This is a genomic window from Streptomyces sp. NPDC031132, assembly GCF_055570595.1.
In genome coordinates this window covers 285,156-306,793 of the sequence record NZ_JBVIGX010000003.1, presented here as the reverse complement: position 1 = coordinate 306,793, position 21,638 = coordinate 285,156, and the positions used below count along the sequence as shown (strand labels likewise).

At 72.5% G+C, this 21,638-nt stretch carries 17 protein-coding genes; 11 read left to right on the top strand and 6 right to left on the bottom strand.

What is annotated here, in order from left to right:
- The first annotated feature begins 68 nt into the window (after window positions 1-68).
- The 3 genes from ACZ49B_RS07075 (at window position 69) to ACZ49B_RS07065 (ending at window position 3,254) form a co-directional block, all read left to right on the top strand.
- On the top strand, window positions 69-1,364 hold the full coding sequence (locus ACZ49B_RS07075) for an ATP-binding protein (protein ID WP_468301310.1): 1,296 nt from the start codon (window positions 69-71) through the stop codon (window positions 1,362-1,364).
- A complete protein-coding gene (locus ACZ49B_RS07070; RefSeq protein WP_030290583.1) occupies window positions 1,361-2,053 on the top strand; it encodes a LuxR C-terminal-related transcriptional regulator in 693 nt (230 codons plus the stop codon). Before ACZ49B_RS07075 ends, ACZ49B_RS07070 begins: the two co-directional genes overlap by 4 nt.
- An 88-nt stretch (window positions 2,054-2,141) precedes the next feature.
- Complete coding sequence (locus ACZ49B_RS07065; protein WP_468301307.1) at window positions 2,142-3,254, top strand: alpha/beta hydrolase; 1,113 nt, start codon at window positions 2,142-2,144, stop codon at window positions 3,252-3,254.
- 13 nt (window positions 3,255-3,267) lie between these two features.
- Here ACZ49B_RS07065 and ACZ49B_RS07060 read toward each other — a convergent pair whose 3' ends face one another.
- Window positions 3,268-4,317 (bottom strand): C40 family peptidase, encoded by a 1,050-nt coding sequence (locus tag ACZ49B_RS07060; RefSeq protein WP_468301305.1) that lies wholly within the window; start codon window positions 4,315-4,317, stop codon window positions 3,268-3,270.
- A 136-nt stretch (window positions 4,318-4,453) separates the two neighbouring features.
- Entirely contained in the window at window positions 4,454-4,807 is a 354-nt protein-coding gene (locus ACZ49B_RS07055; protein ID WP_053786395.1) for a hypothetical protein, read from the bottom strand.
- Between the two features lie 92 nt (window positions 4,808-4,899).
- Between ACZ49B_RS07055 and ACZ49B_RS07050 the strand changes: the two genes are divergently transcribed.
- Window positions 4,900-5,247 carry an ArsR/SmtB family transcription factor gene (locus ACZ49B_RS07050; RefSeq protein ID WP_468301302.1) on the top strand — a complete coding sequence of 116 codons (348 nt, stop codon included), beginning with the start codon at window positions 4,900-4,902 and terminating at the stop codon, window positions 5,245-5,247.
- A complete protein-coding gene (pcrA, locus tag ACZ49B_RS07045) occupies window positions 5,231-7,735 on the top strand; it encodes a DNA helicase PcrA (RefSeq protein ID WP_468301299.1) in 2,505 nt (834 codons plus the stop codon). Before ACZ49B_RS07050 ends, pcrA begins: the two co-directional genes overlap by 17 nt.
- A gap of 55 nt (window positions 7,736-7,790) precedes the next feature.
- On the opposite strand, the gene ACZ49B_RS07040 is transcribed toward pcrA, so the two are convergent.
- Window positions 7,791-9,377: a M23 family metallopeptidase gene (locus ACZ49B_RS07040; RefSeq protein ID WP_468301296.1), complete on the bottom strand. Its 1,587-nt coding sequence runs from the start codon at window positions 9,375-9,377 to the stop codon at window positions 7,791-7,793.
- Between the two features lie 221 nt (window positions 9,378-9,598).
- Window positions 9,599-10,384, bottom strand: coding sequence for an esterase/lipase family protein (locus tag ACZ49B_RS07035; RefSeq protein WP_468301293.1), 786 nt, complete (start codon window positions 10,382-10,384; stop codon window positions 9,599-9,601).
- Window positions 10,385-10,605: 221 nt separating this feature from the next.
- On the opposite strand from ACZ49B_RS07035, the gene ACZ49B_RS07030 reads away from it, so the two are divergent.
- Window positions 10,606-11,013 carry a cobalamin B12-binding domain-containing protein gene (locus ACZ49B_RS07030; RefSeq protein WP_468301290.1) on the top strand — a complete coding sequence of 136 codons (408 nt, stop codon included), beginning with the start codon at window positions 10,606-10,608 and terminating at the stop codon, window positions 11,011-11,013.
- A gap of 113 nt (window positions 11,014-11,126) precedes the next feature.
- Here the strand turns inward: ACZ49B_RS07030 and ACZ49B_RS07025 are convergent, their stop codons facing one another.
- Window positions 11,127-12,761 carry a DUF5691 domain-containing protein gene (locus ACZ49B_RS07025; RefSeq protein ID WP_468301287.1) on the bottom strand — a complete coding sequence of 545 codons (1,635 nt, stop codon included), beginning with the start codon at window positions 12,759-12,761 and terminating at the stop codon, window positions 11,127-11,129.
- Between the two features lie 191 nt (window positions 12,762-12,952).
- Window positions 12,953-14,299: an SWIM zinc finger family protein gene (locus ACZ49B_RS07020; RefSeq protein ID WP_468301284.1), complete on the bottom strand. Its 1,347-nt coding sequence runs from the start codon at window positions 14,297-14,299 to the stop codon at window positions 12,953-12,955.
- Between the two features lie 134 nt (window positions 14,300-14,433).
- Here ACZ49B_RS07020 and ACZ49B_RS07015 point away from each other — a divergent pair, with 134 nt between their 5' ends.
- The 5 genes from ACZ49B_RS07015 to sucD all read left to right on the top strand — a co-directional run bounded on the left by ACZ49B_RS07015 (window position 14,434) and on the right by sucD (window position 21,500).
- Complete coding sequence (locus tag ACZ49B_RS07015) at window positions 14,434-15,540, top strand: ATP-binding protein (protein WP_468301282.1); 1,107 nt, start codon at window positions 14,434-14,436, stop codon at window positions 15,538-15,540.
- Window positions 15,537-17,816 (top strand): DUF5682 family protein, encoded by a 2,280-nt coding sequence (locus ACZ49B_RS07010; protein ID WP_468301279.1) that lies wholly within the window; start codon window positions 15,537-15,539, stop codon window positions 17,814-17,816. The genes ACZ49B_RS07015 and ACZ49B_RS07010 overlap by 4 nt, the downstream gene beginning before the upstream one ends.
- A 159-nt stretch (window positions 17,817-17,975) precedes the next feature.
- Complete coding sequence (locus tag ACZ49B_RS07005) at window positions 17,976-19,127, top strand: VWA domain-containing protein (RefSeq protein WP_468301276.1); 1,152 nt, start codon at window positions 17,976-17,978, stop codon at window positions 19,125-19,127.
- A gap of 282 nt (window positions 19,128-19,409) precedes the next feature.
- Complete coding sequence (sucC, locus tag ACZ49B_RS07000) at window positions 19,410-20,588, top strand: ADP-forming succinate--CoA ligase subunit beta (RefSeq protein ID WP_030290619.1); 1,179 nt, start codon at window positions 19,410-19,412, stop codon at window positions 20,586-20,588.
- Between the two features lie 21 nt (window positions 20,589-20,609).
- Window positions 20,610-21,500 carry a succinate--CoA ligase subunit alpha gene (gene sucD, locus ACZ49B_RS06995; protein ID WP_468301273.1) on the top strand — a complete coding sequence of 297 codons (891 nt, stop codon included), beginning with the start codon at window positions 20,610-20,612 and terminating at the stop codon, window positions 21,498-21,500.
- The last annotated feature ends 138 nt before the right edge of the window (window positions 21,501-21,638 follow it).

The following is a 21,638-nucleotide window of genomic DNA, read 5'->3' as shown; positions in this document are numbered from 1 at the left end:
ATCCCCCCTACAGAACTGGGGGGATGCCCTGATGCCCCGCGTGCCGCGCGCGTGTGACCATCAGGAACATGCCCGTTTCCGCCGCCCCCCGTCCCCCGCACGCCGCAGAAGCCGACGAACCGCCGCAGCGCAAGCTCTACCGCAGCGCCGACGGCCGGATGCTCGGCGGTGTCGCGCGGGGTCTCGCCGGGCACCTCGGGCTGCCCGTCATCTGGGTCCGGCTCGCCTTCCTCGGCCTGTTCATGTGGGGCGACGGGCTCGGCGTGCTGCTCTACGCCGCGTTCTGGGTCTTCGTACCGCTGGGCGTCGGCGGCCGCACCGGCCACCGCTCCTTCTTCGAGACCCTCCCGGACGGCAGCCGCCGCCTGCGCAAGCCCGACAGGGGGCAGATCACCGCCCTCGTCGCACTGTGCATCGGCGCCGGGATCTTCATCGCCAAGGTCCAGGTCGGGGGCGCGTCCGGGCGCTACGTCTGGCCGACGCTGCTGGTCGGCGCCGGCGTGGTCCTCGTATGGCGGCAGGCCGACAACGCCCGCCGCGCCCACTGGGGCGCCGCCGGCGGGCGCAACGCCCGCCTCCTGCAGATGGCCCGCGGGTTCGCCGGGGTCGCGCTGGTCGGAGTGGGCCTGACCGTCTTCATCGTCGTACGCGGCTCCGCGGCGCAGCTCGGCAACGTGCTGACCGCCGCCCTCGCCGTCCTCGTCGGCACCGCCCTGCTGGCCGGGCCCTGGCTGATCCGGATGACCCAGGACCTCTCCGAGGAGCGCCTGATGCGCATCCGCGCCCAGGAGCGCGCCGAGGTCGCCGCCCACGTGCACGACTCGGTGCTGCACACGCTCACCCTGATCCAGCGCAACGCGGAGGACGTGGGCGAGGTGCGCCGCCTCGCCCGCGCCCAGGAGCGGGAGCTGCGGAACTGGCTGTACAAGCCGGAGGGCACCGGCAAGGACGAGGCCGAGGAGCCGGCCACCCTCGCGGAGGCCGTCAAGAAGACGGCCGCCGAGGTGGAGGACCACCACGGGGTCCCGATCGAGGTCGTCGTGGTCGGCGACTGCCCGCTCGACGAGAAGCTCGCCGCCCAGATCCAGGCCGCGCGCGAGGCGATGGTCAACGCCGCCAAGTACGGTGGCGAGGGAGGGCCGGTGCAGGTGTACGCCGAGGTGGAGGGGCAGACCGTGTTCGTGTCCGTACGGGACCGCGGTCCGGGCTTCGACATCGACGCGGTACCGGACGACCGCATGGGCGTACGAGAATCGATCATCGGCCGGATGCAGCGCAACGGCGGGACCGCACGGCTGCGGTCCGCGCCCGACGGCGGCACGGAAGTCGAGCTGGAGATGGAGAGGGCGGCGAACGCAGCATGACCGAAGAGACCGGCAGCGGGGGAGTGGCCAGGAACGTTCGGGTGGTGCTCGTCGACGACCACCGGATGTTCCGTACGGGCGTGCAGGCCGAGATCGGCGAGACCGCCCGGACCGGCGTCGAGGTCGTCGGCGAGGCGGCCGACGTCGACCAGGCCGTCACCGTCATCACCGCCACCCGGCCCGAGGTGGTCCTGCTCGACGTGCACCTGCCCGGCGGCGGCGGGGTCGAGGTGCTGCGGCGCTGCGCCCCGCTGATGTCGGCGGCCGAGGACCCGGTGCGGTTCCTGGCGCTGTCGGTGTCGGACGCGGCCGAGGACGTCATCGGGGTCATCCGGGGCGGCGCGCGCGGGTACGTCACCAAGACCATCACCGGGACCGACCTGGTGGACTCGATCTTCCGGGTGCAGGAGGGGGACGCGGTGTTCTCGCCGCGCCTCGCGGGCTTCGTGCTCGACGCCTTCGCCTCGACGGACGCGCCGCCGGTCGACGAGGACCTGGACCGCCTCACGCAGCGCGAGCGCGAGGTGCTGCGGCTGATCGCGCGCGGGTATGCGTACAAGGAGATCGCCAAGCAGCTCTTCATCTCGGTGAAGACGGTGGAGTCGCACGTCTCGGCGGTGCTCAGGAAGCTCCAGCTCTCCAACCGGCACGAGCTGACCCGCTGGGCGACGGCGCGCCGCCTCGTCTGAGCACGTGCGCCCCTTCGCGCGCGTGTGATCCACGCCGCAGGGGGCGGGGGCAACCGCGCGGTGTCACGCGGCCCTCTTGGGTGGCGTGATGAGCTTGACCGGGACCCCCCTCTTCGCGACGGCGATCGCCCTCACGGCGATCGCCGTCGTCCTGCCGCTGGCCGTGTGGAGCAAGGTGCGCGGCCCCGCCGTCGTACGCGTGTCGACCCGCGCCCTGATGGTGGTGTTCGCCCAGGTCACGGCCATTGCGCTGGTGTTCCTCGCGGTGAACCGGCAGGAGACCTTCTACAACTCCTGGGGCGATCTGCTCGGCACCGGCAAGTACGTCACCGCCGCCCCCGACCTGGGCCCGGACGGGCTCGGCGGGAAGAAGGCCTCGGAGGTCAAGGCGGAGCCGAAGGTGCTCCAGGAGTTCCAGCCGGTCGACGGCCTCGGCGGCCGGGTCAAGAAGACCGAGCTCAACGGCAAGATCTCGGGGGTCAAGGGCGAGGTCATGGTGTGGCTCCCGCCGCAGTACGACGACCCGGCGTTCAAGAACAAGAAGTTCCCCGTGGTCGAGCTGATCCCGGGCATACCGGGGACGGGCAAGTCCTGGTTCCAGGGGCTCAAGGCGCACGAGGTGCTGGAGCCGCTGATGAAGAGCGGCAAGGTGCAGCCGTTCATCCTGGTCTCGCCGCGCGCCATGCTGCTGGGCAACGGCGACACCGGCTGCGCGAACATCCCGGGCAAGGTCAACGCGGACAGCTGGTTCAGCGTCGACGTCCGCAAGATGGTCGTCGACAACTTCCGGGCGTCGGACGAGGCCCGCACCTGGGGCGTCGCCGGGTACTCGGCGGGCGCGTACTGCGCCGCCAAGCTGGGCATCCTCCACCCCGACCGCTACAGCGCGGCCGTCTCCCTGTCGGGCTACAACGACCCGGGCCAGGAGCCCACCTCCCTGGTCGCCCAGAACCCGGAGATGCGGCGCACCCACAACCTGAAGGCCCTGCTCAAGGCCGCGCCCACACCGCCGGCGGTCGCGCTGTGGATGTCGGGGGCCGAGCAGGACGGCTACCTGTCCGGCACGGACCTCAAGGCCATCGCGCAGAACCCGACCACGGTGCACGCGGAGAAGGTGGTCGGCGGCCACAACCTCGACTCGTGGTCGAAGCAGATCCCGCAGACCTTCGGCTGGCTGAGCACGCAGGTCAAGGCGCCGTAGTGCGGCGCCCGCCTCACGCCGGGCGGGAGGCGCCGGCCCAGGGCATGGAGTCGATCGGGGCCACGCGGACCGTCGAGCCGGGGCGCGGGGCGTGGATCATCTGGCCGTTGCCGATGTACAGGCCGACGTGGGTGACCCCGGAGTAGAAGAACACCAGGTCGCCGGGGGCCAGCTGGTCGCGCGAGACGCGCTGTCCGGCGTTGATCTGGGTGTAGGTGGTGCGGGGCAGGGAGACCCCGGCCGAGCGCCAGGCCGCCTGGGTCAGCCCGGAGCAGTCGAACGAGCCCGGTCCCGTCGCGCCCCACACGTACGGCTTGCCGATCGCCCCGTACGCGAAGGCCACCGCGCGGGCGGCGCGCGTACCGTCCGAAGGCGCCGGGGGTGGCGTGGCGCGCGGACCGGCCGGGGCCGCAGGGGCCGACTGGGCCTCGTACGCGGCCCGCTGCTCGGCGGTGAGCTTGGCCAGCAGCCGCTTGGCGGTGCCGAGCTTGCCCTCGACGGTGGCCTTGTGCTCGGCGAGTTCGCCCTCGCGGGCGCGCAGGTCGGCGAGCCGGCCGGCGGCCCGGTCCCTCAGCTGTCCGACCTCGTCGAGCTGGCGCCGTACGGAGGAGATCTCGGCGGCGCTGCGATCGCCGGTCCGGGTCAGGAACGAGGCCCGGGCCAGGTACTCCTGCGGGTCCGCGGCGAGCGCCAGCTGCATGGCGGGTCCCAGACCGCCGCTGCGGTACTGGCCGGCGGCCAGGGAGCCGAGCGCCCTGCGGGCGGTGTTGAGCCGGTCGGTCTTGCGGGCGGTCTCGTCGCGCAGGCCGTCGAGCGCGCGCTGGGCGTCGTCGGCCTTCTCCTTCGCCCCGTTGTACCGCTCGGTCGCCGCCTCGGCCTCCTCGTAGAGCCGGTCCACCTCCGCCTTCACCTGGGAGGGCGTCTGCTGGGGGTCGGCCTGCGAGGTGCCTTCGAAGGCGGTGGCGGTGGCAGCGCCCGCGAGGGCGAGCGTGGCGGCGGTCCGTACGGTGCCGCGGGAGAGCGGGTGGAGCGGGCGCTGCCTGGGCTTTCGGTGACTGGCCACGAGGGCCTCACGTCCTTCCTCGCTCGGGAGCTCGGTGCTTGGAGGAGGACGCTAGACCTGAAGGTAACGGTCGGATGACGAGATGATCGCAAGTGCTCTGACGTGACCCGAGGTGACCGGATGTGGCGCTTGCGGATCAGCGCCAGAGGACGGCGATGAAGATATTGACCACGGTCAGTCCGCCGACCGCGCCGAACAGCGCCTTGTCCACCCGCTCCTCGTCCCGCTTCACGTACACGAGGGCGAGGATCACGAAGAGGACGGCGAGCTTCACGCCGATCTTGATGTTGTTGACGTGGCCGCCGTCCATCTCGCGGAAGCCGACCAGCAGGACGCCCGTGACCAGCATGGTCAGCGCGCCGTGCAGCATCGCGGGCACGAAGCGGGCGGTGCCGGCGCTCATCGCCTTCATCTGCGTCAGGAAACCGCCCAGGAGGGAGGCGATACCGATGATGTGCAGGCCCACGAAGACATTGATGAGTACGTCCATGGCGCCGAGCGTACGGGGGCTCCCGGCCGCCCCGGGAAGCGGGTCCGTCGGTACGCGGGAGGGTCCGTACGAGATCTGCGTACAGTGGCCGCATGCCTGCCGCCGCCGAGCCGATCCACCCCCGCGCCGAGGATCTCGACCTGGCCGAGGTGCTCGCGGCCCTCGGGCATCCCGCCCGCCTCGAGATCGTCCGCAAGCTCGCCTCCGGCGGGGAGGCGTCCTGCGGCGAGGTCGTGCCCGACCTGCCCAGGTCCAGCGTCACGCACCACCTCAAGACGCTCCGCGAGGGCGGGGTGATCTCCCAGCGCCCGCAGGGGCGCAGGCTCTACCTCACGCTGCGCCGGGACGATCTGGAGCTGTGTTTCCCCGGTCTCCTGGAACTCGTGCTGGCGTGTCGGTCCCGACCTTTAGACTCGGAAAGCGATGAGCAGCCTCTTTGACGACAGTTTCCTGGCGGACCTCTCCCCCTCCGACGAGGTCCCTCCGCCGCCCGAGGACCACGCCGCCCCGGAGCCGGGTGCGGACGATCTCTTCGGGGGCCGATTCGACATTGCCGGCGGCAGTGAGGGGCGCGGGGACGCGTACTACCGGGACGGCTCTCCGAAGCCCGTCATCGACCCCGCGACCCTCCTGCACGGGCTGAACGAGCAGCAGGCCGCGGCCGTGGTGCATGCGGGGTCCCCGCTGCTCATCGTGGCCGGCGCCGGTTCCGGCAAGACCCGGGTGCTGACCCACCGCATCGGCCACCTGCTGGCCGCGCGGGGCGTCCACCCCGGCCAGATCCTGGCGATCACCTTCACGAACAAGGCCGCCGGCGAGATGAAGGAGCGCGTCGAGGGCCTGGTCGGCCCGCGCGCCAACGCCATGTGGGTGTCCACCTTCCACAGCGCGTGCGTGCGCATCCTGCGCCGCGAGTCGAAGCGGCTCGGCTTCACCTCGTCGTTCTCGATCTACGACGCTGCCGACTCGAAGCGCCTGATGGCGCTCGTCTGCCGCGACCTGGACCTGGACCCGAAGAAGTTCCCGCCCAAGGCCTTCAACGCCAAGATCTCGAACCTCAAGAACGAGCTCATCGACGAGGACGCGTTCGCGGGGCAGGCCGCCGACGGTTTCGAGAAGACGCTCGCCCAGGCGTACGCGATGTACCAGGGGCGGCTGCGCGAGGCCAACGCGCTCGACTTCGACGACATCATCATGACCACGGTGCACCTGCTCCAGGCGTTCCCGGACGTCGCCGAGCACTACCGGCGGCGCTTCCGGCACGTCCTGGTGGACGAGTACCAGGACACCAACCACGCCCAGTACACGCTGGTGCGCGAGCTCGTCGGCACCGGCTACCCCGACCTGCCGCCGGCCGAGCTGTGCGTGGTGGGTGACGCGGACCAGTCGATCTACGCCTTCCGCGGCGCGACCATCCGCAACATCCTCCAGTTCGAGGAGGACTACAAGGACGCGACGACGATCCTGCTGGAGCAGAACTACCGCTCCACGCAGACGATCCTGTCCGCCGCCAACGCGGTCATCGAGCGCAACGAGAACCGCCGCGCCAAGAACCTGTGGACCCAGGCCGGCACCGGCGCCGTCATCACCGGCTACGTCGCGGACACCGAGCACGACGAGGCGCAGTTCGTCGCCGACGAGATCGACCGGCTGACGGACGCGGGCGACGCCAAGGCGGGCGACGTGGCGATCTTCTACCGGACGAACGCGCAGTCGCGTGTGTTCGAGGAGATCTTCATCCGCGTGGGACTCCCCTACAAGGTCGTCGGCGGCGTCCGGTTCTACGAGCGCAAGGAGGTCCGGGACGTCCTCGCGTACCTGCGCGTGCTGGCGAACCCCGAGGACAACGTCCCGCTGCGCCGGATCTTGAACGTGCCCAAGCGCGGCATCGGCGAGCGCGCCGAAGCGATGATCGACGCGCTCGCGATGCGCGAGAAGATCACCTTCCCGCAGGCGCTGCGGCGCGTGGACGAGGCGTTCGGCATGGCCGCGCGCTCGACCAACGCGGTGAAGCGGTTCAACGTGCTGATGGAGGAGCTCCGCACGATCGTCGACTCGGGCGCGGGCCCGGCGGTGGTCCTGGAGGCGGTGCTGGAGCGTACGGGCTACCTCGCCGAGCTCCAGGCCTCGACCGACCCGCAGGACGAGACGCGCATCGAGAACCTCCAGGAACTCGCGGCCGTGGCGCTGGAGTTCGAGCAGGCCCGGGACGAGGACAACCCCGGGACCCTTGCCGAATTCCTGGAGCAGGTCGCCCTCGTCGCCGACTCCGACCAGATCCCGGACGAGGACGAGGACGGCTCGGGCGTCATCACGCTGATGACCCTGCACACCGCCAAGGGCCTCGAATTCCCGGTGGTCTTCCTGACCGGCATGGAGGACGGGGTCTTCCCGCACATGCGGGCCCTGGGCCAGACCAAGGAGCTGGAGGAGGAGCGCCGCCTCGCGTACGTGGGCATCACGCGGGCGCGCGAGCGGCTGTACCTGACCCGCTCCAGCATGCGCAGCGCGTGGGGCACCCCCTCGTACAACCCGCCGTCGCGGTTCCTCGAGGAGATCCCGGCCGAGTACCTGCAGTGGAAGCGCACGGGCGCCGCGCAGAAGCCGGCGGGCCCGATGCGGAGTTCGGGATCGGGCTACGGCTCGGGCAGCTCGGGCGGCGGGAAGGCCACGTTCGGTACCTCGCCGGAGGCGTTCCTGTCCTCGTCGCGTACGAAGTCGGGGCCGTCCGGGTTCGCGACGCGACGGGCCGCCGACAAGCCGGTCATCGCGCTGGCGGTCGGGGACCGGGTCACGCACGACCAGTTCGGGCTGGGCACGGTCATGGAGGTCAGGGGCGCCGGCGCGGACGCGCAGGCCACCGTCGACTTCGGGGACGACAAGCCGAAGCGCCTGCTGCTGCGCTACGCGCCGGTGCAGAAGCTGTAAGCGGGGGGCCGGGAGTGCCGGGAGGCCGGGGGATCGGTTCCCCGGCCGGTCGGGCTCAGGTCGGGTCCAGGCCGTGGCTGCGGAGCCAGGGCAGGGGGTCGATCGCCGAGCCGCCGCCGGGCCGTACCTCGAAGTGGAGGTGCGGGCCCGTGGAGTTGCCGGAGTTGCCCGAGTAGGCGATGACGTCGCCCGCCTTCACCTTGCCGGACCGGATCTTGGTGCTGCTGAGGTGGCAGTACCAGGTCTCGGTGCCGTCGGGCGAGGTCACTATGGCCATGTTGCCGTAGGCGCTGTTCCACTGGGTGCGCACGGTGCCGTCGGTGGCGGCCATGACCGGGGTGCCGTAGGAGACCGGGAAGTCGATGCCGGTGTGCACGGACATCCACATGCCGCCGGCCTGTCCGAAGCTGGCGCTGAGGCCGTGCTGCCCGACCGGGATGGCGAACTTGGGGCGGGCCGCTTCCTTGGCCGCCTCCTCCTCCGCCTTCTTCTTCTTTTCCTCGTCCTGGCGCTGGCGCAGGTCGATGCGTTCCTGCGTGCGGCTCGCGCGGTCCGCGAAGTCGCCCGCGTCGGCGCTGAGCGCCGTCAGCTGGGTGTCGAGCTTGCTGTTCGCCGCGACGGGCTTCACCGAGGCCGGGTCGGGCGCGGCCATCGTGGTGGTGTCCTCGACGGGCTTGTCCGCGGAGGTGAGTCCGCCGACGGAGGCGGCCGCGACACCGGCGACGCCCATCACGCAGGCGGAGGGCACGGCCACGGTCAGCAGGGCGGAACGCTTCGCCGGGGTGCGGCGCCGGCTGCTGCCGCCGCCGCTTCCGGACGGCGAAGCGGCCGTGGACGCCGACTTGGTCTTGGTACCGGCGCGGCGCGAGCCGCGCGGCACGGGCGCGGCGGCCGGGGTGACCGGCATGGCCTGGGTGGGCAGGTCGTGCACCGGGGCGGCCGCGAGGTCGGCATCGGCATCGAGATCGAGCCCGAAGTCCTGGTCGAGGGCGAGGCCGTGGTCCTGGTCCGGCTCGGGGGCTTCGGTGTCGAGGACCTCGAAGACGGCGGTCTCGCTGTAGCCGTCGGCGGCGGGGGCGGCCTGCGCCTCGTAGGCGTAACCCGTGTCCGCGTGCTGCTGCTGCGGCTGCGGCTGCGCCTCGTGCTGCTGCTGGTACTCGTACTGGTAGTCGTACGAGAAGGTCTGGGTCTGCTGCTCGTGCTGCGGGACGGTGTTCCAGGCGGTGGCGTCGTACGCTCCGGTCTCGGTGCCCGTGGTGCCGTAACCCGGCATCGCCCACTGCCCGGTCTGCGCGGCCTGCCCGGTCTGCTCGTAGCCGAAGGCGGTGGCCTGGTAATCCGTGCTGCCGCTGCCCGGCTGGTTCCAGGCGCTCGCATCCCACTGTCCGGTACCGGCGTCCTCGATGGCGCCGCCCTGGGCGGGGATGGTCGACAGGTAGCCGCCGTCCTGCGGGTAACTGCCCTGAGCGGACCAGGCGGTGGAGTCGTACGTGCCGGTCTCGTAGGAGGCGTAAGAGGCGTAGTCGTACCCCTGGCCCTGCGTTTCGTAGGAAACATAGGCCGCGTCACCGGCGAAAGTGGTGTCAGAAAGGCCGTCGTACCCGGATTCGGGGTACAGGCCCGACGAGGGGCGGTCGTTCACCAACTTCTCTTTCGCCTCGGCAGTGGGGGCCTGGGTGGCCAGGGAACTCGAGGTTCCCTGGGGAGAGCAGTGGCGTGACTGTACCCGGCGGTTACTGGCAACGACAATCTTCGAGTGGATCCGAGCTTTCCGGAACCGGGCATTCGGCCGCCTTTCGGTCGCGGCAAGGCCGAGCCTTGGCCTTGAGTTCGAAATTCGTTCGAGTCCGGGTGGGTTGGCGTTCACGCGACGGAAGCGGCGTCCCTCAGGCTTTCGACGGCGGCCGGAACGGGCCCGTCGAGCGCGCGTCGGACCGCCGCCGTCACGGCGGGGTGGGCGGCCAGCGCGAGGTGTCCGATGCCGGTGACCTGCACGTTCTCCACGAGGAGATCCGGATGCTCGATGCGGGCCGTCTCGGTCGGATCCATCAGCTCGTCGAACTCGCTCCAGAACGCCACGCATCGGGTCCGGCAGCCGGGCGCGGGTGCCCGCAGTTCGGCCATCACCGCGGAATCCGGGCGCATCTGCCGGACCAGCGGGTGGGCGTCCATGAAGGGGGCGACCCGTGTTCCGGAATGCGGTGTGCCGAGCGTGACGAGCGTGCGGACGCGGGCCTCGCCGCCGAGGCACTGGACGTAGTACCGCCCGACCAGCCCGCCCAGGCTGTGCCCGACCAGGTCCACCTGCTCCTGTCCCGTGCGCTCGCACAGCTCCTCGACGCGCCGGGCGAGGTGGCGGGCGGTGACGCGCAGGTCGCGGGTGAAGGGGGAGTAGTTGTACGTCTCCACCTGCCGCCGTCCGCCCGCGGCGAGGGTGCGGCGCAGCAGGACGAAGACGGACCGGTTGTCGGTGAACCCGTGCAGGAGGAGTGCGGGTGTCTGCCCGAGGTGTTTCGTACCGGTTCCGGCGGGCTTCTCCTGACGTATCCCGGTCGGGTAGAGGAGCAGGTGGCCGCCGAGGACCACCGCCTCCAGCACACCGGCCCGCAGTGCTGCCCCGGAAACGGATACGGGTATGGACACCCCCATGGACGGCCCCCCTAAGCCTTGGGGGACGGCGCCTCTGCGGCTGCGGCCGGCCGCGCCACCGTGCCGTGCGGCTGTCGGTACGGTGGCGCGGCGCCCCCGGTGCGGCTCCCCTGGCGGTGAATCAACGCCGTCCCACGTGTGATTTCCCCCTCGTGGTTCACCGTGAAACGGGGGTGTGCGCGATGCTGTACTTAACGTTCGTTCACTCGGGAGGCAGTGCGATGGGTGTGACCGGTCCGATCCGTGTGGTGGTGGCCAAGCCGGGTCTCGACGGCCACGACCGCGGGGCCAAGGTGATCGCGCGTGCGCTGCGGGACGCGGGCATGGAGGTCATCTACACCGGCCTCCACCAGACCCCCGAGCAGATCGTGGACACCGCAATCCAGGAGGACGCCGACGCGATCGGCCTCTCGATCCTCTCCGGCGCCCACAACACGCTGTTCGCGCGCGTCCTCGAACTCCTCAAGGAGCGCGACGCGGAGGACATCAAGGTCTTCGGCGGCGGCATCATCCCGGACGACGACATCGCCCCCCTGAAGGAAAAGGGCGTGGCCGAAATCTTCACCCCGGGCGCAACGACGACGGCGATCGTGGACTGGGTCCGCGCCAACGTCCGTACCGCCGCGTAGCCGCCGGGCCACCGCTGCGCGCAGTCGATGCTGCGCAGCGGTACGCCCGGTCAGGTCACGTCAGGTCGGGGCAGGTCGGTTCGGGTCGGGGGCGCGGGGTCAGGGCGGCGCAGTCAGGGCCGCGGGGTCAGCTCCGCGAGCATCGTGGCGCGTAGGCGCAGCGTGGCGACCAGGCGTTGGAAGGCCTCCGACCAGTACGCGGCCGCGCCCGGGGACGTGTCCGGTGGGCCGTCCGACGCCGTGGCCAGGGACTCCAGGTGGTCGGCCGCCGAGGGATCCAGGCAGCGCTCCGCCAGGCCCATCACCCCGCTGAAGCTCCACGGGTAGCTTCCCGCCTCCCGCGCGGCGTCCAGCGCGTCCACCACCGCCCGGCCCAGCGTCCCCGCCCAGGGCACCATGCACACGCCGAGCAGCTGGAAGGCCTCCGAGAGGCCGTGGGCCCGTATGAACTCCGCGACCCACTGCGCCCGTTCCCCGTCCGGCAGGATCGACAGCAGCTTCGCCCGCTCCGCGAGCGACGCCGTGCCGGGGGCCGTCGCGGGCGGCGCCGACGCCGCGCCGAGCAGGGCCTTCGACCAGTCCGGATCACGCTGGCGCACCGCCGCCCGGCACCACGCCGCGTGCAGTTCCTCCCGCCAGCTCTCGCCCTCGGCCACCGGCAGCGCCACGATCTCCGCCGGGCCGAGCCCGCCGAACCGCTCCCGCCAGCAGGACAGCGGCGCCGCCTCCACCAGCTGGCCCAGCCACCAGGCCCGCTCCCCGCGCCCGGCCGGCGGCCGTTTGACCACCCCGTCCCGGAGCATCCCCGCATCGCACTCGGCCGGCGGAGTCACCCCCTCCGGCCCCACGCAGGCCAGCGCCCGCTCCGCCATCCGCCCGGCCAGCGCGGACTGCGGCAGGGCGGACAGCAGCTCGGCGGCCGTCGCCCGGACGTTGCGGCTCCGGTCGCCCAGGGCCGCCTCCAGGAACGGCTCGTCCCCCGCCGTCAGCCCCACCCGCAGCGAATCGAGGAACATCAGCCGGTCCTCGGCCCGTTCCGTGGCCCAGGTCGTCGACAGCAGCCGCGTCGCAGCCGCCGCCTCGTGCGCCCGTACGGCCCCCAGCAGCGCGACGCGCTCCGCGAACAGCCCCTCCTGCCACAGCCGTTCCACTCCGGCCCGGTCCTCGGGGCCGGGCAGTTCCCCGGCGCCGCCCGCCCCGCCGCGCAGGGCGAACCGCCAGTCCGGGTTCAGGCGGGCCAGCCACAGCCCCCGCGCCCCGGCCAGGGCCAGCGCCTGAGGGCGCAGGTCCGTACGGGCCCGGGCCGCGTCCAGCAAGGCCGGCACCAGCGCGTGCGGCGCCCGGTAGCCGCGCCGCCCGGCGGCGGCCAGCCACTGCGGCAACAGCTCCGTCAGATCCGGGGCCGCTCCGCGCCGGCCGCCGGCGCTGCCCGCGCCGGTCCGGCCGGCCAGCAGCTGGGCGAGCCGCCGCCGGGCCGGCTCCGGCGGAGCCGGGCGCGGATCCCGCGGTGCGGGATCCGGCCGCGGGGCCGCCTCGGCGGGCCGCAGCCCGGCCCGGCGCCGTACGGTCTGCACGGCCGCCGCATCGAGCAGCGCCCCCGGATTCCCTTGCCTCCGCCCGGTCCCCAACAGCGCGGCCCCGACCAGCTCCTCCCACGCGCCGCCGTAGCCTGCGTCCGCGGTCGTGCCGGCAGCCGTGCCAGTGTCCGTGCCCGTGTCCGTGTCCGTCGTCGTCCCCGTCGTGGTCACCGCGTCCCTCCCTCTCGTCGTGCAGTGCTCCGGTCCCGCCCCCTCCGCGGGACCGGAGCAGCTTTCGCGCCCCGTCCGTCGACCCTTCAGCTTGCGTGGTTGTCGTTCACAAAAGCCCCCCGGCTTCGTCGTTCGTGCACGCCGGCGCCCCCGCGCCGACGCTCCCTCCCCTACAAGGGCCCCCCGGCCCCTCACCCCAGGGCGACCGGTTCCGGGCAGCCCGGATGCCATGCAGTCAACGGAGTGAATCCGCGGTGTCCGCATTCGCCGAACACCGTGACCGGGCCGCCGCCCGAGAGCGCGGCCAGCTGCCACAGCCCGGACCGCGACCCGCTGCCGCCGGCGGCAGGCGCGACCGGCAGCGCGCAGTCGCCCTCCGCGTCCGCCAGCTGCCAGCCCAGCTCTCCCGGTATCGGGATCACCGGGCCCAGCACCACCGGCCACGAGTCGAGCCACGGGTCCTCCCGCAGCGCCGCCCCGTACGCCTCCAGTGCCGCCCCCGTAGCGACCCCGGCCGGGACCCGATCGCACGGCGCGGCCGCCGCGGATCTCTCCCCGAGATCCGCCCGCAGCCCCGCCGAACCGGGCCGGAAGCGAGCCTCCGCCTCCAGCACCAGCCCCACGGGCAGTGCCAGCTCCGGAGGCCGCCCCGGCGGACCGAAGTCCAGTACCAGGGCCGGGCGCCCGCTCCCCAGCCCGCGCAGCCAAGTCCGCCGGGTGGTGAGCCGGCCGTCCGGTGACACCGAGTCGTACTGGGCCAGCACCAGCCAGCGGTCCCGTACGACCTCCCCCTCCGCGGCGGTACCCGAAAGCCCCACCCTGCTCCGGACCGTCGCGGCGAGCGGCTCCGGCAGGCCTGCCAACCCGAGCCAACCCCGGTTCAGCAGGTGCAGCAGCGCGCCCTCCTCCAGCATCCGGGCGGGCCATCCGGGACCGCAACTGGGTATCGTCCCCAACTCCCGCACCCGCGCCGCCAGTCCGGGTGCCTGGGCGTCGACCATCCGGGCCGCAGTCTCCTCCCACGGTGCGTACCCCGCCTGCTGCTGGCCGGCCAGGCCCCCGCGCAGCACGTCCTCGAGCCGCTGCTCCAGTTCGCCGACGCCCGCACTGATCCGGGCCGCCCTCCGTTCGGCCCGGCGCTTCGCCGCCTTTTCGTCCACCGGTCTGCCCGCCGCGGCCGCGGGGCGCTCGGTCTTCGCCACCCGTTCCGCCAGCCACCCGGCGGCCCAGTCCGGCGCCTCACCGGGCTCGCCGAAACCCTCCGCCGCCCAGAGCAGCAGCAGCCCGAGCGCGTGCTTGCACGGGAACTTCCGGCTCGGGCAAGAGCACTTGTACGCCGGGCCCCTCAGGTCCACGACCGTCCGGTACGGCGTACTGCCGCTGCCCTTGCACACACCCCATACCGAACCGGAAGCGGAATCTCCGGTCTGTGACCACGGACCCGCCTCGCCCAGCTTGGCCCCCGCCTTGCGTGATGCATCGTCAGGAGCCAGAGCCAGTACCTGTTCCGCCGTCCAGCGGACCGCCTGCTCAGTCATGTGTCCCACCGTAGAGACCCCCACTGACAATCGCTCTGACCTGCAACAACCATGTGGGCGAGGGGCGTTGTCAGTGGCGTGGTGCACGGTTGTTCCAGCAGTCGGGAGCGGCTGCCGAGCATTGGAGGGGGACCATGACCATGCCCGAGAACGGCAAGGGCGCCGAGGCGCTGCGACCGCACGCCGAAGACGCCTTCGCGGAGGAACTGAAAGCCCTCGCGGCCGCCGACGACAAGCCCCGCCCGACGCGCTGGAAGCTCTCCCCGTGGGCCGTTGCGACCTACCTCCTGGGCGGCACCCTCGACGACGGCACGGTCATCACGCCCAAGTACGTCGGCCCGCGGCGCATCGTCGAGGTCGCCGTCACCACCCTCGCCACCGACCGCGCCCTGCTCCTGCTCGGCGTCCCCGGCACCGCCAAGACCTGGGTGTCCGAGCACCTGGCCGCCGCCGTCAGCGGAGACTCCACCCTCCTCGTCCAGGGCACCGCCGGCACCCCCGAGGAGGCGATCCGGTACGGGTGGAACTACGCCCGCCTCCTCGCCCACGGGCCCAGCCGCGAAGCGCTCGTACCGAGCCCCGTCATGCGGGCCATGGCCGAGGGCATGACCGCCCGCGTCGAGGAGCTGACGCGCATCCCGGCCGACGTCCAGGACACCCTCATCACCGTCCTGTCGGAGAAGACGCTCCCCGTACCGGAGCTCGGCCAGGAGGTGCAGGCCGTGCGCGGCTTCAACCTCATCGCCACCGCCAACGACCGAGACCGCGGGGTCAACGAGCTCTCCAGCGCGCTGCGCCGCCGCTTCAACACCGTCGTGCTGCCGCTGCCCGCCACCGCCGACGCCGAGGTCGACATCGTCGCCCGCCGCGTCGACCAGATGGGCCGCGCCCTCGACCTGCCGGCCGTGCCCGAGGGCCTGGAGGAGATCCGCCGCGTCGTCACCGTCTTCCGCGAGCTGCGCGACGGGGTCACCGGCGACGGCCGTACGAAGGTGAAGTCGCCCAGCGGCACCCTGTCCACCGCCGAGGCCATATCGGTTGTCACGGGCGGCCTGGCCCTCGCCGCCCACTTCGGGGACGGCGTCCTGCGCCCGTCCGACGTGGCCGCCGGGATCCTCGGCGCCGTGGTCCGGGACCCGGCCGCCGACAAGATCGTCTGGCAGGAGTACCTCGAGGCCGTGGTGCGCGAGCGGGACGGCTGGAAGGACTTCTACCGCGCCTGCCGGGAGGTGACGGCATGAACGGTGTGAGCAGCCCCGCCGCCGAGCGGCGGGGGCCGCTGCTGCTGGGCGTGCGGCACCACGGGCCCGGCTCGGCCCGCGCGGTGCGGGCCGCCCTCGACGCGGCCCGCCCGGCGGCCGTGCTGATCGAGGGCCCGCCGGAGGGGGACGCGCTGCTGCCGCTGGCCGCCGACCCGGGGATGCGGCCGCCCGTCGCGCTGCTCGCGCACGCCGCCGACGATCCGGGCCGGGCCGCGTTCTGGCCGCTGGCCGCGTTCTCGCCGGAGTGGGTCGCCATCCGCTGGGCGCAGGAGCAGGACGTACCGGTTCCGGTGCGGTTCATCGACCTTCCGGCCGCGCACACGCTGGCCGCGCAGACCGACACCGACACCGGCACCGGCACCGACCCGGATGCGGCCGGGTCCGTACGGCCGGACCCGCTCGCGGTGCTGGCCGAGACCGCCGGGTACGACGACCCGGAGCGCTGGTGGGAGGACGTGGTCGAGCACCGCGGCGCCCTACGGGCGGACCCTCTCGCCGCGTTCGAGGCCCTCGAGGAGGCGATGGGGGCGCTGCGCGAGGCGTACGGGGACGGCGGCCACGCGCGGGACCCGGTGCGCGAGGCGTACATGCGGCAGCGGATGCGGGCCGCCCGCCGGGAGTTCGGGGACGCGTACGCCGTGGTGTGCGGAGCCTGGCACGTGCCGGCGCTGCGCGCGAAGACCACGGCCGCCGCGGACAAGGCGCTGCTCACCGGGCTGCCCAAGGTCAAGGTGGAGACCACCTGGGTGCCCTGGACCCACCGGCGGCTCGCCCGGGCCGGCGGGTACGGCGCGGGCATCACCTCGCCCGGCTGGTACGCGCACCTCTTCGCGGCCCGGGACCGGCCGGTGGAGCGGTGGCTGACCAAGGTCGCCGGGCTGCTGCGGGAGGAGGACCGGCAGGTCTCCCCGGCGCACGTCATCGAGGCGGTCCGGCTGGCGCAGACGCTGGCCGCGGTGCGCGGGCGGCCGGTGGCCGGGCTGACGGAGACCCTCGAGGCGGTGCGGGCCGTGATGTGCGACGGCTCCGACATGCCGCTCGCGCTCGTCGAGGACCGCCTGGTCGTCGGCGACGTGCTCGGCGAGGTTCCCGACGGGGCGCCCGTCGTCCCGCTGCAGCGGGACCTGACCCGGCAGCAGCGTTCGCTGCGGCTCAAGGCCGAGGCGCAGGAGCGCGATCTGGAGCTCGACCTGCGCAAGGACACCGACGCGGCCAAGTCGCTGCTGCTGCACCGGCTGCGGCTGCTCGGCATCGACTGGGGCACGCCGGCCGCCTCGCGGGGGAGCACCGGGACCTTCCGCGAGACGTGGCGGCTGCGCTGGGATCCTGAGCTGTCGGTGCGGGTCGCCGAGGCCGGGATCTGGGGCACCACCGTCCGGGCGGCCGCCACCGCCAAGGCCGAGGCGGACGCGGCCGGGGCGGCGGAGCTCGGCGAGGTGACGGCGCTGGCCGAGCGGTGCCTGCTGGCCGGGCTGTCCGAGGCACTGCCCGCCGTGCTGCGGGCCCTCGCGGACCGGGCCGCACTGGACACCGACGTGGCGCGGCTCGCCAAGGCCCTGCCGGCGCTGGCCCGTTCGCTGCGGTACGGGGACGTACGGGGGACGGACGCGTCGGCGCTGGGCACGGTCGCGGGCGGGCTCGCGGAGCGGATATGCGTGGCGCTGCCGGCCGCGTGCGCGGCGGGTCTGGACGGGGATGCGGCAGCGGAACTGCGCGGCCATGTGGACGGGGTCCACGGCGCGATCGGACTCCTGGAGGAGGAGGGCCTGCGGGAGCGCTGGTCGGCGGTGCTGCGGGCGCTGGCCGGGCGGGACACGGTGGCGGGGGTGATCCGCGGGCGGGCGGCCAGGCTGCTCCTGGACGACGGGCGGCTGTCGGCGGAGGAGACGGAGCGGCTCATGCGGCTCGCGCTGTCCCCGGCGGCGTCCCCGGCGGATGCGGCGGGCTGGATCGACGGCTTCGCGGGGGGCGGGGGCACGCTGCTGGTCCACGACGAGCGGCTGCTGGGGCTGATCGACGCGTGGCTGAACGGGGTGCCGGAGCGGGCCTTCACCGACGTACTGCCGCTGCTGCGCAGGACGTTCGGGTCGTACGACCCGGCCGTCAAGCGAACGCTGGGCGAGCTGATCCGCCGCGGCCCGTCGGCGGGGCCCGCGCCGTCTCAGGCCCCCGCGGGTTTCGCCCCCACCCTGGACCCCGCCCGCGCGGACGCGGTCCTCCCCGTCCTCCGCCTCCTCCTCCCGACCCCGGGATGACGCGCCAGGCTCCCGGACCCCGTCCCCGCGCCTCAAACGCCGGCGTGGCTGGAATCGGCCGGTGGGGCCGGGATGTGGTGCGGCGGCATTGCGCGTAGGCGGACAGGACGAGCGGCGTCGGCATGGGTCGGTGGCCGGGACGAGTAGGGGGACGGGTAGATGAGCGGTACGGAGATCTCGGTGGTGCGCGGCGACGCGGAGGCGCGGTTGCGGCGGTGGCGGATGGTGCTCGGGGGGGACGGGGACGGGACCGGGTGCGTGCTGGGCGGGCGGGATGTGGGGATGGATGCCGCGCTCTCGGCGCTGTACGGCGGCGCCGGCGGAGGGGAGCGCAGCGGGGGGCTCGGGGGGTCCGCGCCCGGCGTGGCCCGCTGGCTCGGGGACATCCGTACGTACTTCCCCAGCTCCGTCGTCCAGGTCATGCAGCGGGACGCCATCGAGCGGCTCGGCCTCGCCTCCCTCCTCCTGGAGCCCGAGATGCTGGAGGCCGTCGAGCCCGACGTCCATCTCGTCGGAACGCTGCTTTCCCTCAACAAGGCCATGCCCGAGACGACGCGGGAGACGGCCCGCGCCGTCGTCCGCAAGGTGGTCGAGCAGCTCGAGAAGCGGCTCGCGTCCCGCACCCGCGCCACCCTCACCGGCGCCCTCGACCGTTCCGCCCGGACCGGCCGCCCCCGGCACGCGGACATCGACTGGGACCGGACCATCCGGGCGAATCTGAAGAACTACCTGCCGCAGTACGAGACCGTCGTCCCGGAGCGGCTCGTCGGGTACGGGCGCGCCGCCCAGGCGGTGAAGAAGGAGGTGATCCTCTGCATCGACCAGTCCGGATCGATGGCCGCCTCCGTCGTCTACGCCTCCGTCTTCGGCGCGGTCCTCGCCTCGATGCGTTCGATCGCGACCCGGCTCGTCGTCTTCGACACCGCCGTCGCGGACTTGACGGATCAGCTCGACGATCCGGTCGACGTCCTGTTCGGCACACAGCTCGGCGGCGGCACCGACATCAACCGCGCCCTCGCCTACTGCCAGTCGAAGATCACCCGCCCTGCCGACACCGTCGTGGTCCTGATCAGTGACCTCTACGAGGGCGGCATACGCAACGAGATGCTGGGCCGCGTCGCGGCGATGAAGGCGTCGGGAGTCGAGTTCGTGACCCTGTTGGCCCTGTCCGACGAAGGCGCTCCCGCCTACGATCGCGAGCACGCGGCAGCCCTTGCGGCACTGGGTGCTCCGGCCTTCGCCTGCACCCCCGACCTGTTCCCGGAGATCATGGCCGCGGCCTTGGAGAAGCGCCCCCTGCCCGTCCCGTGAACCGCCCCCCGAACCGTCCCCGGTCCGCGCCTGCGCACCTGGCGGATCGCACGAATATCCAGCTCAACCGTGAGGGGATCTGTGACAGGTATCACCGCTCAGGTGTGATCTGCGATTTAGGGACCCACGTCCCACGGGGATAACCTGCGGGACGGACATGCCGCGTCCACGGTCACCGTGTGCGCCTCCCTAGTGACAGCGCCGTCACGTTGCCCTCCGCGGCACGCCCACGCAGACAACCGCGAATCACTGCGAATCTTTGAAGACAAGGGACGGACGCGCGTGGACCTGTTCGAGTACCAGGCGAGGGACCTCTTCGCCAAGCACGGTGTACCGGTGCTGGCCGGTGAAGTCATCGACACGCCTGAGGCGGCTCGCGAGGCCACCGAGCGGCTGGGCGGCAAGTCGGTCGTCAAGGCGCAGGTGAAGGTCGGCGGCCGCGGCAAGGCCGGTGGCGTCAAGCTCGCCGCCACCCCGGACGAGGCCGTCGCCCGTGCGACGGACATCCTGGGCATGGACATCAAGGGCCACACGGTCCACAAGGTGATGATCGCCGAGACCGCTCCCGAGATCCTCGAGGAGTACTACGTCTCGTACCTGCTGGACCGCACCAACCGCACCTTCCTGGCCATGGCCTCGGTCGCGGGCGGCATGGACATCGAGCAGGTCGCCGAGGAGACCCCGGAGAAGCTCGCCAAGGTCCCGGTGAACGCCAACGAGGGCGTGACCATCGAGAAGGCCCGCGAGATCGTCGCGCTGGCGCAGTTCCCGGCCGAGGTCGCCGAGAAGGTCGCCGAGGTCCTCGTGACCCTGTGGGCGACCTTCATCGCCGAGGACGCGCTCCTCGTCGAGGTCAACCCGCTCGCGAAGGTCGCCTCCGGCGACGTCATCGCCCTCGACGGCAAGGTCTCGCTCGACGAGAACGCCGAGTTCCGCCAGCCGGGCCACGAGGAGTTCGTGGACCACGCGGCCGCGAACCCGCTCGAGGCCGCCGCCAAGGCGAAGAACCTCAACTACGTCAAGCTCGACGGTGAGGTCGGCATCATCGGCAACGGCGCGGGTCTCGTCATGAGCACCCTCGACGTCGTCGCGTACGCCGGCGAGAACCACGGCGGCGTCAAGCCCGCCAACTTCCTGGACATCGGCGGGGGCGCCTCCGCCGCCGTCATGGCCAACGGTCTCGAGATCATCCTCGGCGACCCGGACGTCAAGTCCGTCTTCGTCAACGTCTTCGGTGGCATCACCGCCTGCGACGAGGTCGCCAACGGCATCGTCCAGGCGCTGGCCCTGCTGGAGGAGAAGGGCGAGGCGGTCACCAAGCCGCTCGTCGTCCGTCTCGACGGCAACAACGCCGAGCTGGGTCGCAAGATCCTCTCGGACGCCAACCACCCGCTGGTGCAGCGCGTGGACACCATGGACGGCGCGGCCGACAAGGCCGCCGAGCTCGCGGCTGCGAAGTAAGGGCAGAGGTCACAGACTCACATGGCTATCTTCCTCAACAAGGACAGCAAGGTCATCGTCCAGGGCATGACCGGTGCCACGGGCATGAAGCACACCAAGCTGATGCTGGCTGACGGCACCAACATCGTCGGTGGCGTGAACCCGCGCAAGGCCGGCACGACCGTCGACTTCGACGGCACCGAGGTCCCGGTCTTCGGCTCCGTCGAAGAGGCGATGAAGGCGACGGGCGCCAACGTCTCCGTCCTCTTCGTCCCGCCGGCGTTCGCCAAGGCCGCCGTCGTCGAGGCCATCGACGCCGAGATCCCGCTGGCCGTCGTCATCACCGAGGGCATCGCGGTGCACGACTCCGCCGCCTTCTGGGCGTACGCGACCGCCAAGGGCAACAAAACCCGGATCATCGGCCCGAACTGCCCGGGTCTGATCACCCCCGGCCAGTCCAACGCCGGCATCATCCCGGGCGACATCACCAAGCCCGGCAAGATCGGTCTCGTGTCCAAGTCCGGCACGCTGACCTACCAGATGATGTACGAGCTCCGTGACATCGGCTTCACCTCCGCCGTCGGCATCGGTGGCGACCCGGTCATCGGCACCACGCACATCGACGCCCTGGAGGCCTTCGAGGCCGACCCGGAGACCGAGCTGATCGTCATGATCGGCGAGATCGGCGGCGACGCCGAGGAGCGTGCGGCGGACTTCATCGCGAAGAACGTCACCAAGCCGGTCGTCGGCTACGTCGCGGGCTTCACCGCCCCCGAGGGCAAGACCATGGGCCACGCCGGCGCCATCGTCTCCGGCTCCTCCGGCACCGCGCAGGCCAAGAAGGAGGCCCTCGAGGCCGCCGGCGTCAAGGTCGGCAAGACGCCGACCGAGACGGCGAAGCTCGCGCGCGAGATCCTGAACGCCGCGAAGTAACGCTTGTCGCTGCCGTACGTACGTACGTGCGTGTGCGGCTGTACGGGGGTGGGGGGGGGGGGGGGGGGGGGGGGGGGGGGGGGGGGGGGGGCGTGGGGGGGTGGGTGGGTGGCAGAGGATCGGTGGTGTTGCGCGAGG

What these genes read in the sequence shown, in the direction of transcription:
- ACZ49B_RS07075 (WP_468301310.1), top strand. Translation starts at nt 69, where the DNA reads ATGCCCGTTTCCGCCGCCCCCCGTCCCCCGCACGCCGCAGAAGCCGAC.
- ACZ49B_RS07070 (WP_030290583.1), top strand. Translation starts at nt 1,361, where the DNA reads ATGACCGAAGAGACCGGCAGCGGGGGAGTGGCCAGGAACGTTCGGGTG.
- ACZ49B_RS07065 (WP_468301307.1), top strand. Translation starts at nt 2,142, where the DNA reads ATGAGCTTGACCGGGACCCCCCTCTTCGCGACGGCGATCGCCCTCACG.
- ACZ49B_RS07055 (WP_053786395.1), bottom strand. Translation starts at nt 4,807, where the DNA reads ATGGACGTACTCATCAATGTCTTCGTGGGCCTGCACATCATCGGTATC.
- ACZ49B_RS07050 (WP_468301302.1), top strand. Translation starts at nt 4,900, where the DNA reads ATGCCTGCCGCCGCCGAGCCGATCCACCCCCGCGCCGAGGATCTCGAC.
- pcrA (WP_468301299.1), top strand. Translation starts at nt 5,231, where the DNA reads ATGAGCAGCCTCTTTGACGACAGTTTCCTGGCGGACCTCTCCCCCTCC.
- ACZ49B_RS07035 (WP_468301293.1), bottom strand. Translation starts at nt 10,384, where the DNA reads ATGGGGGTGTCCATACCCGTATCCGTTTCCGGGGCAGCACTGCGGGCC.
- ACZ49B_RS07030 (WP_468301290.1), top strand. Translation starts at nt 10,606, where the DNA reads ATGGGTGTGACCGGTCCGATCCGTGTGGTGGTGGCCAAGCCGGGTCTC.
- ACZ49B_RS07020 (WP_468301284.1), bottom strand. Translation starts at nt 14,299, where the DNA reads ATGACTGAGCAGGCGGTCCGCTGGACGGCGGAACAGGTACTGGCTCTG.
- ACZ49B_RS07015 (WP_468301282.1), top strand. Translation starts at nt 14,434, where the DNA reads ATGACCATGCCCGAGAACGGCAAGGGCGCCGAGGCGCTGCGACCGCAC.
- ACZ49B_RS07010 (WP_468301279.1), top strand. Translation starts at nt 15,537, where the DNA reads ATGAACGGTGTGAGCAGCCCCGCCGCCGAGCGGCGGGGGCCGCTGCTG.
- ACZ49B_RS07005 (WP_468301276.1), top strand. Translation starts at nt 17,976, where the DNA reads ATGAGCGGTACGGAGATCTCGGTGGTGCGCGGCGACGCGGAGGCGCGG.
- sucD (WP_468301273.1), top strand. Translation starts at nt 20,610, where the DNA reads ATGGCTATCTTCCTCAACAAGGACAGCAAGGTCATCGTCCAGGGCATG.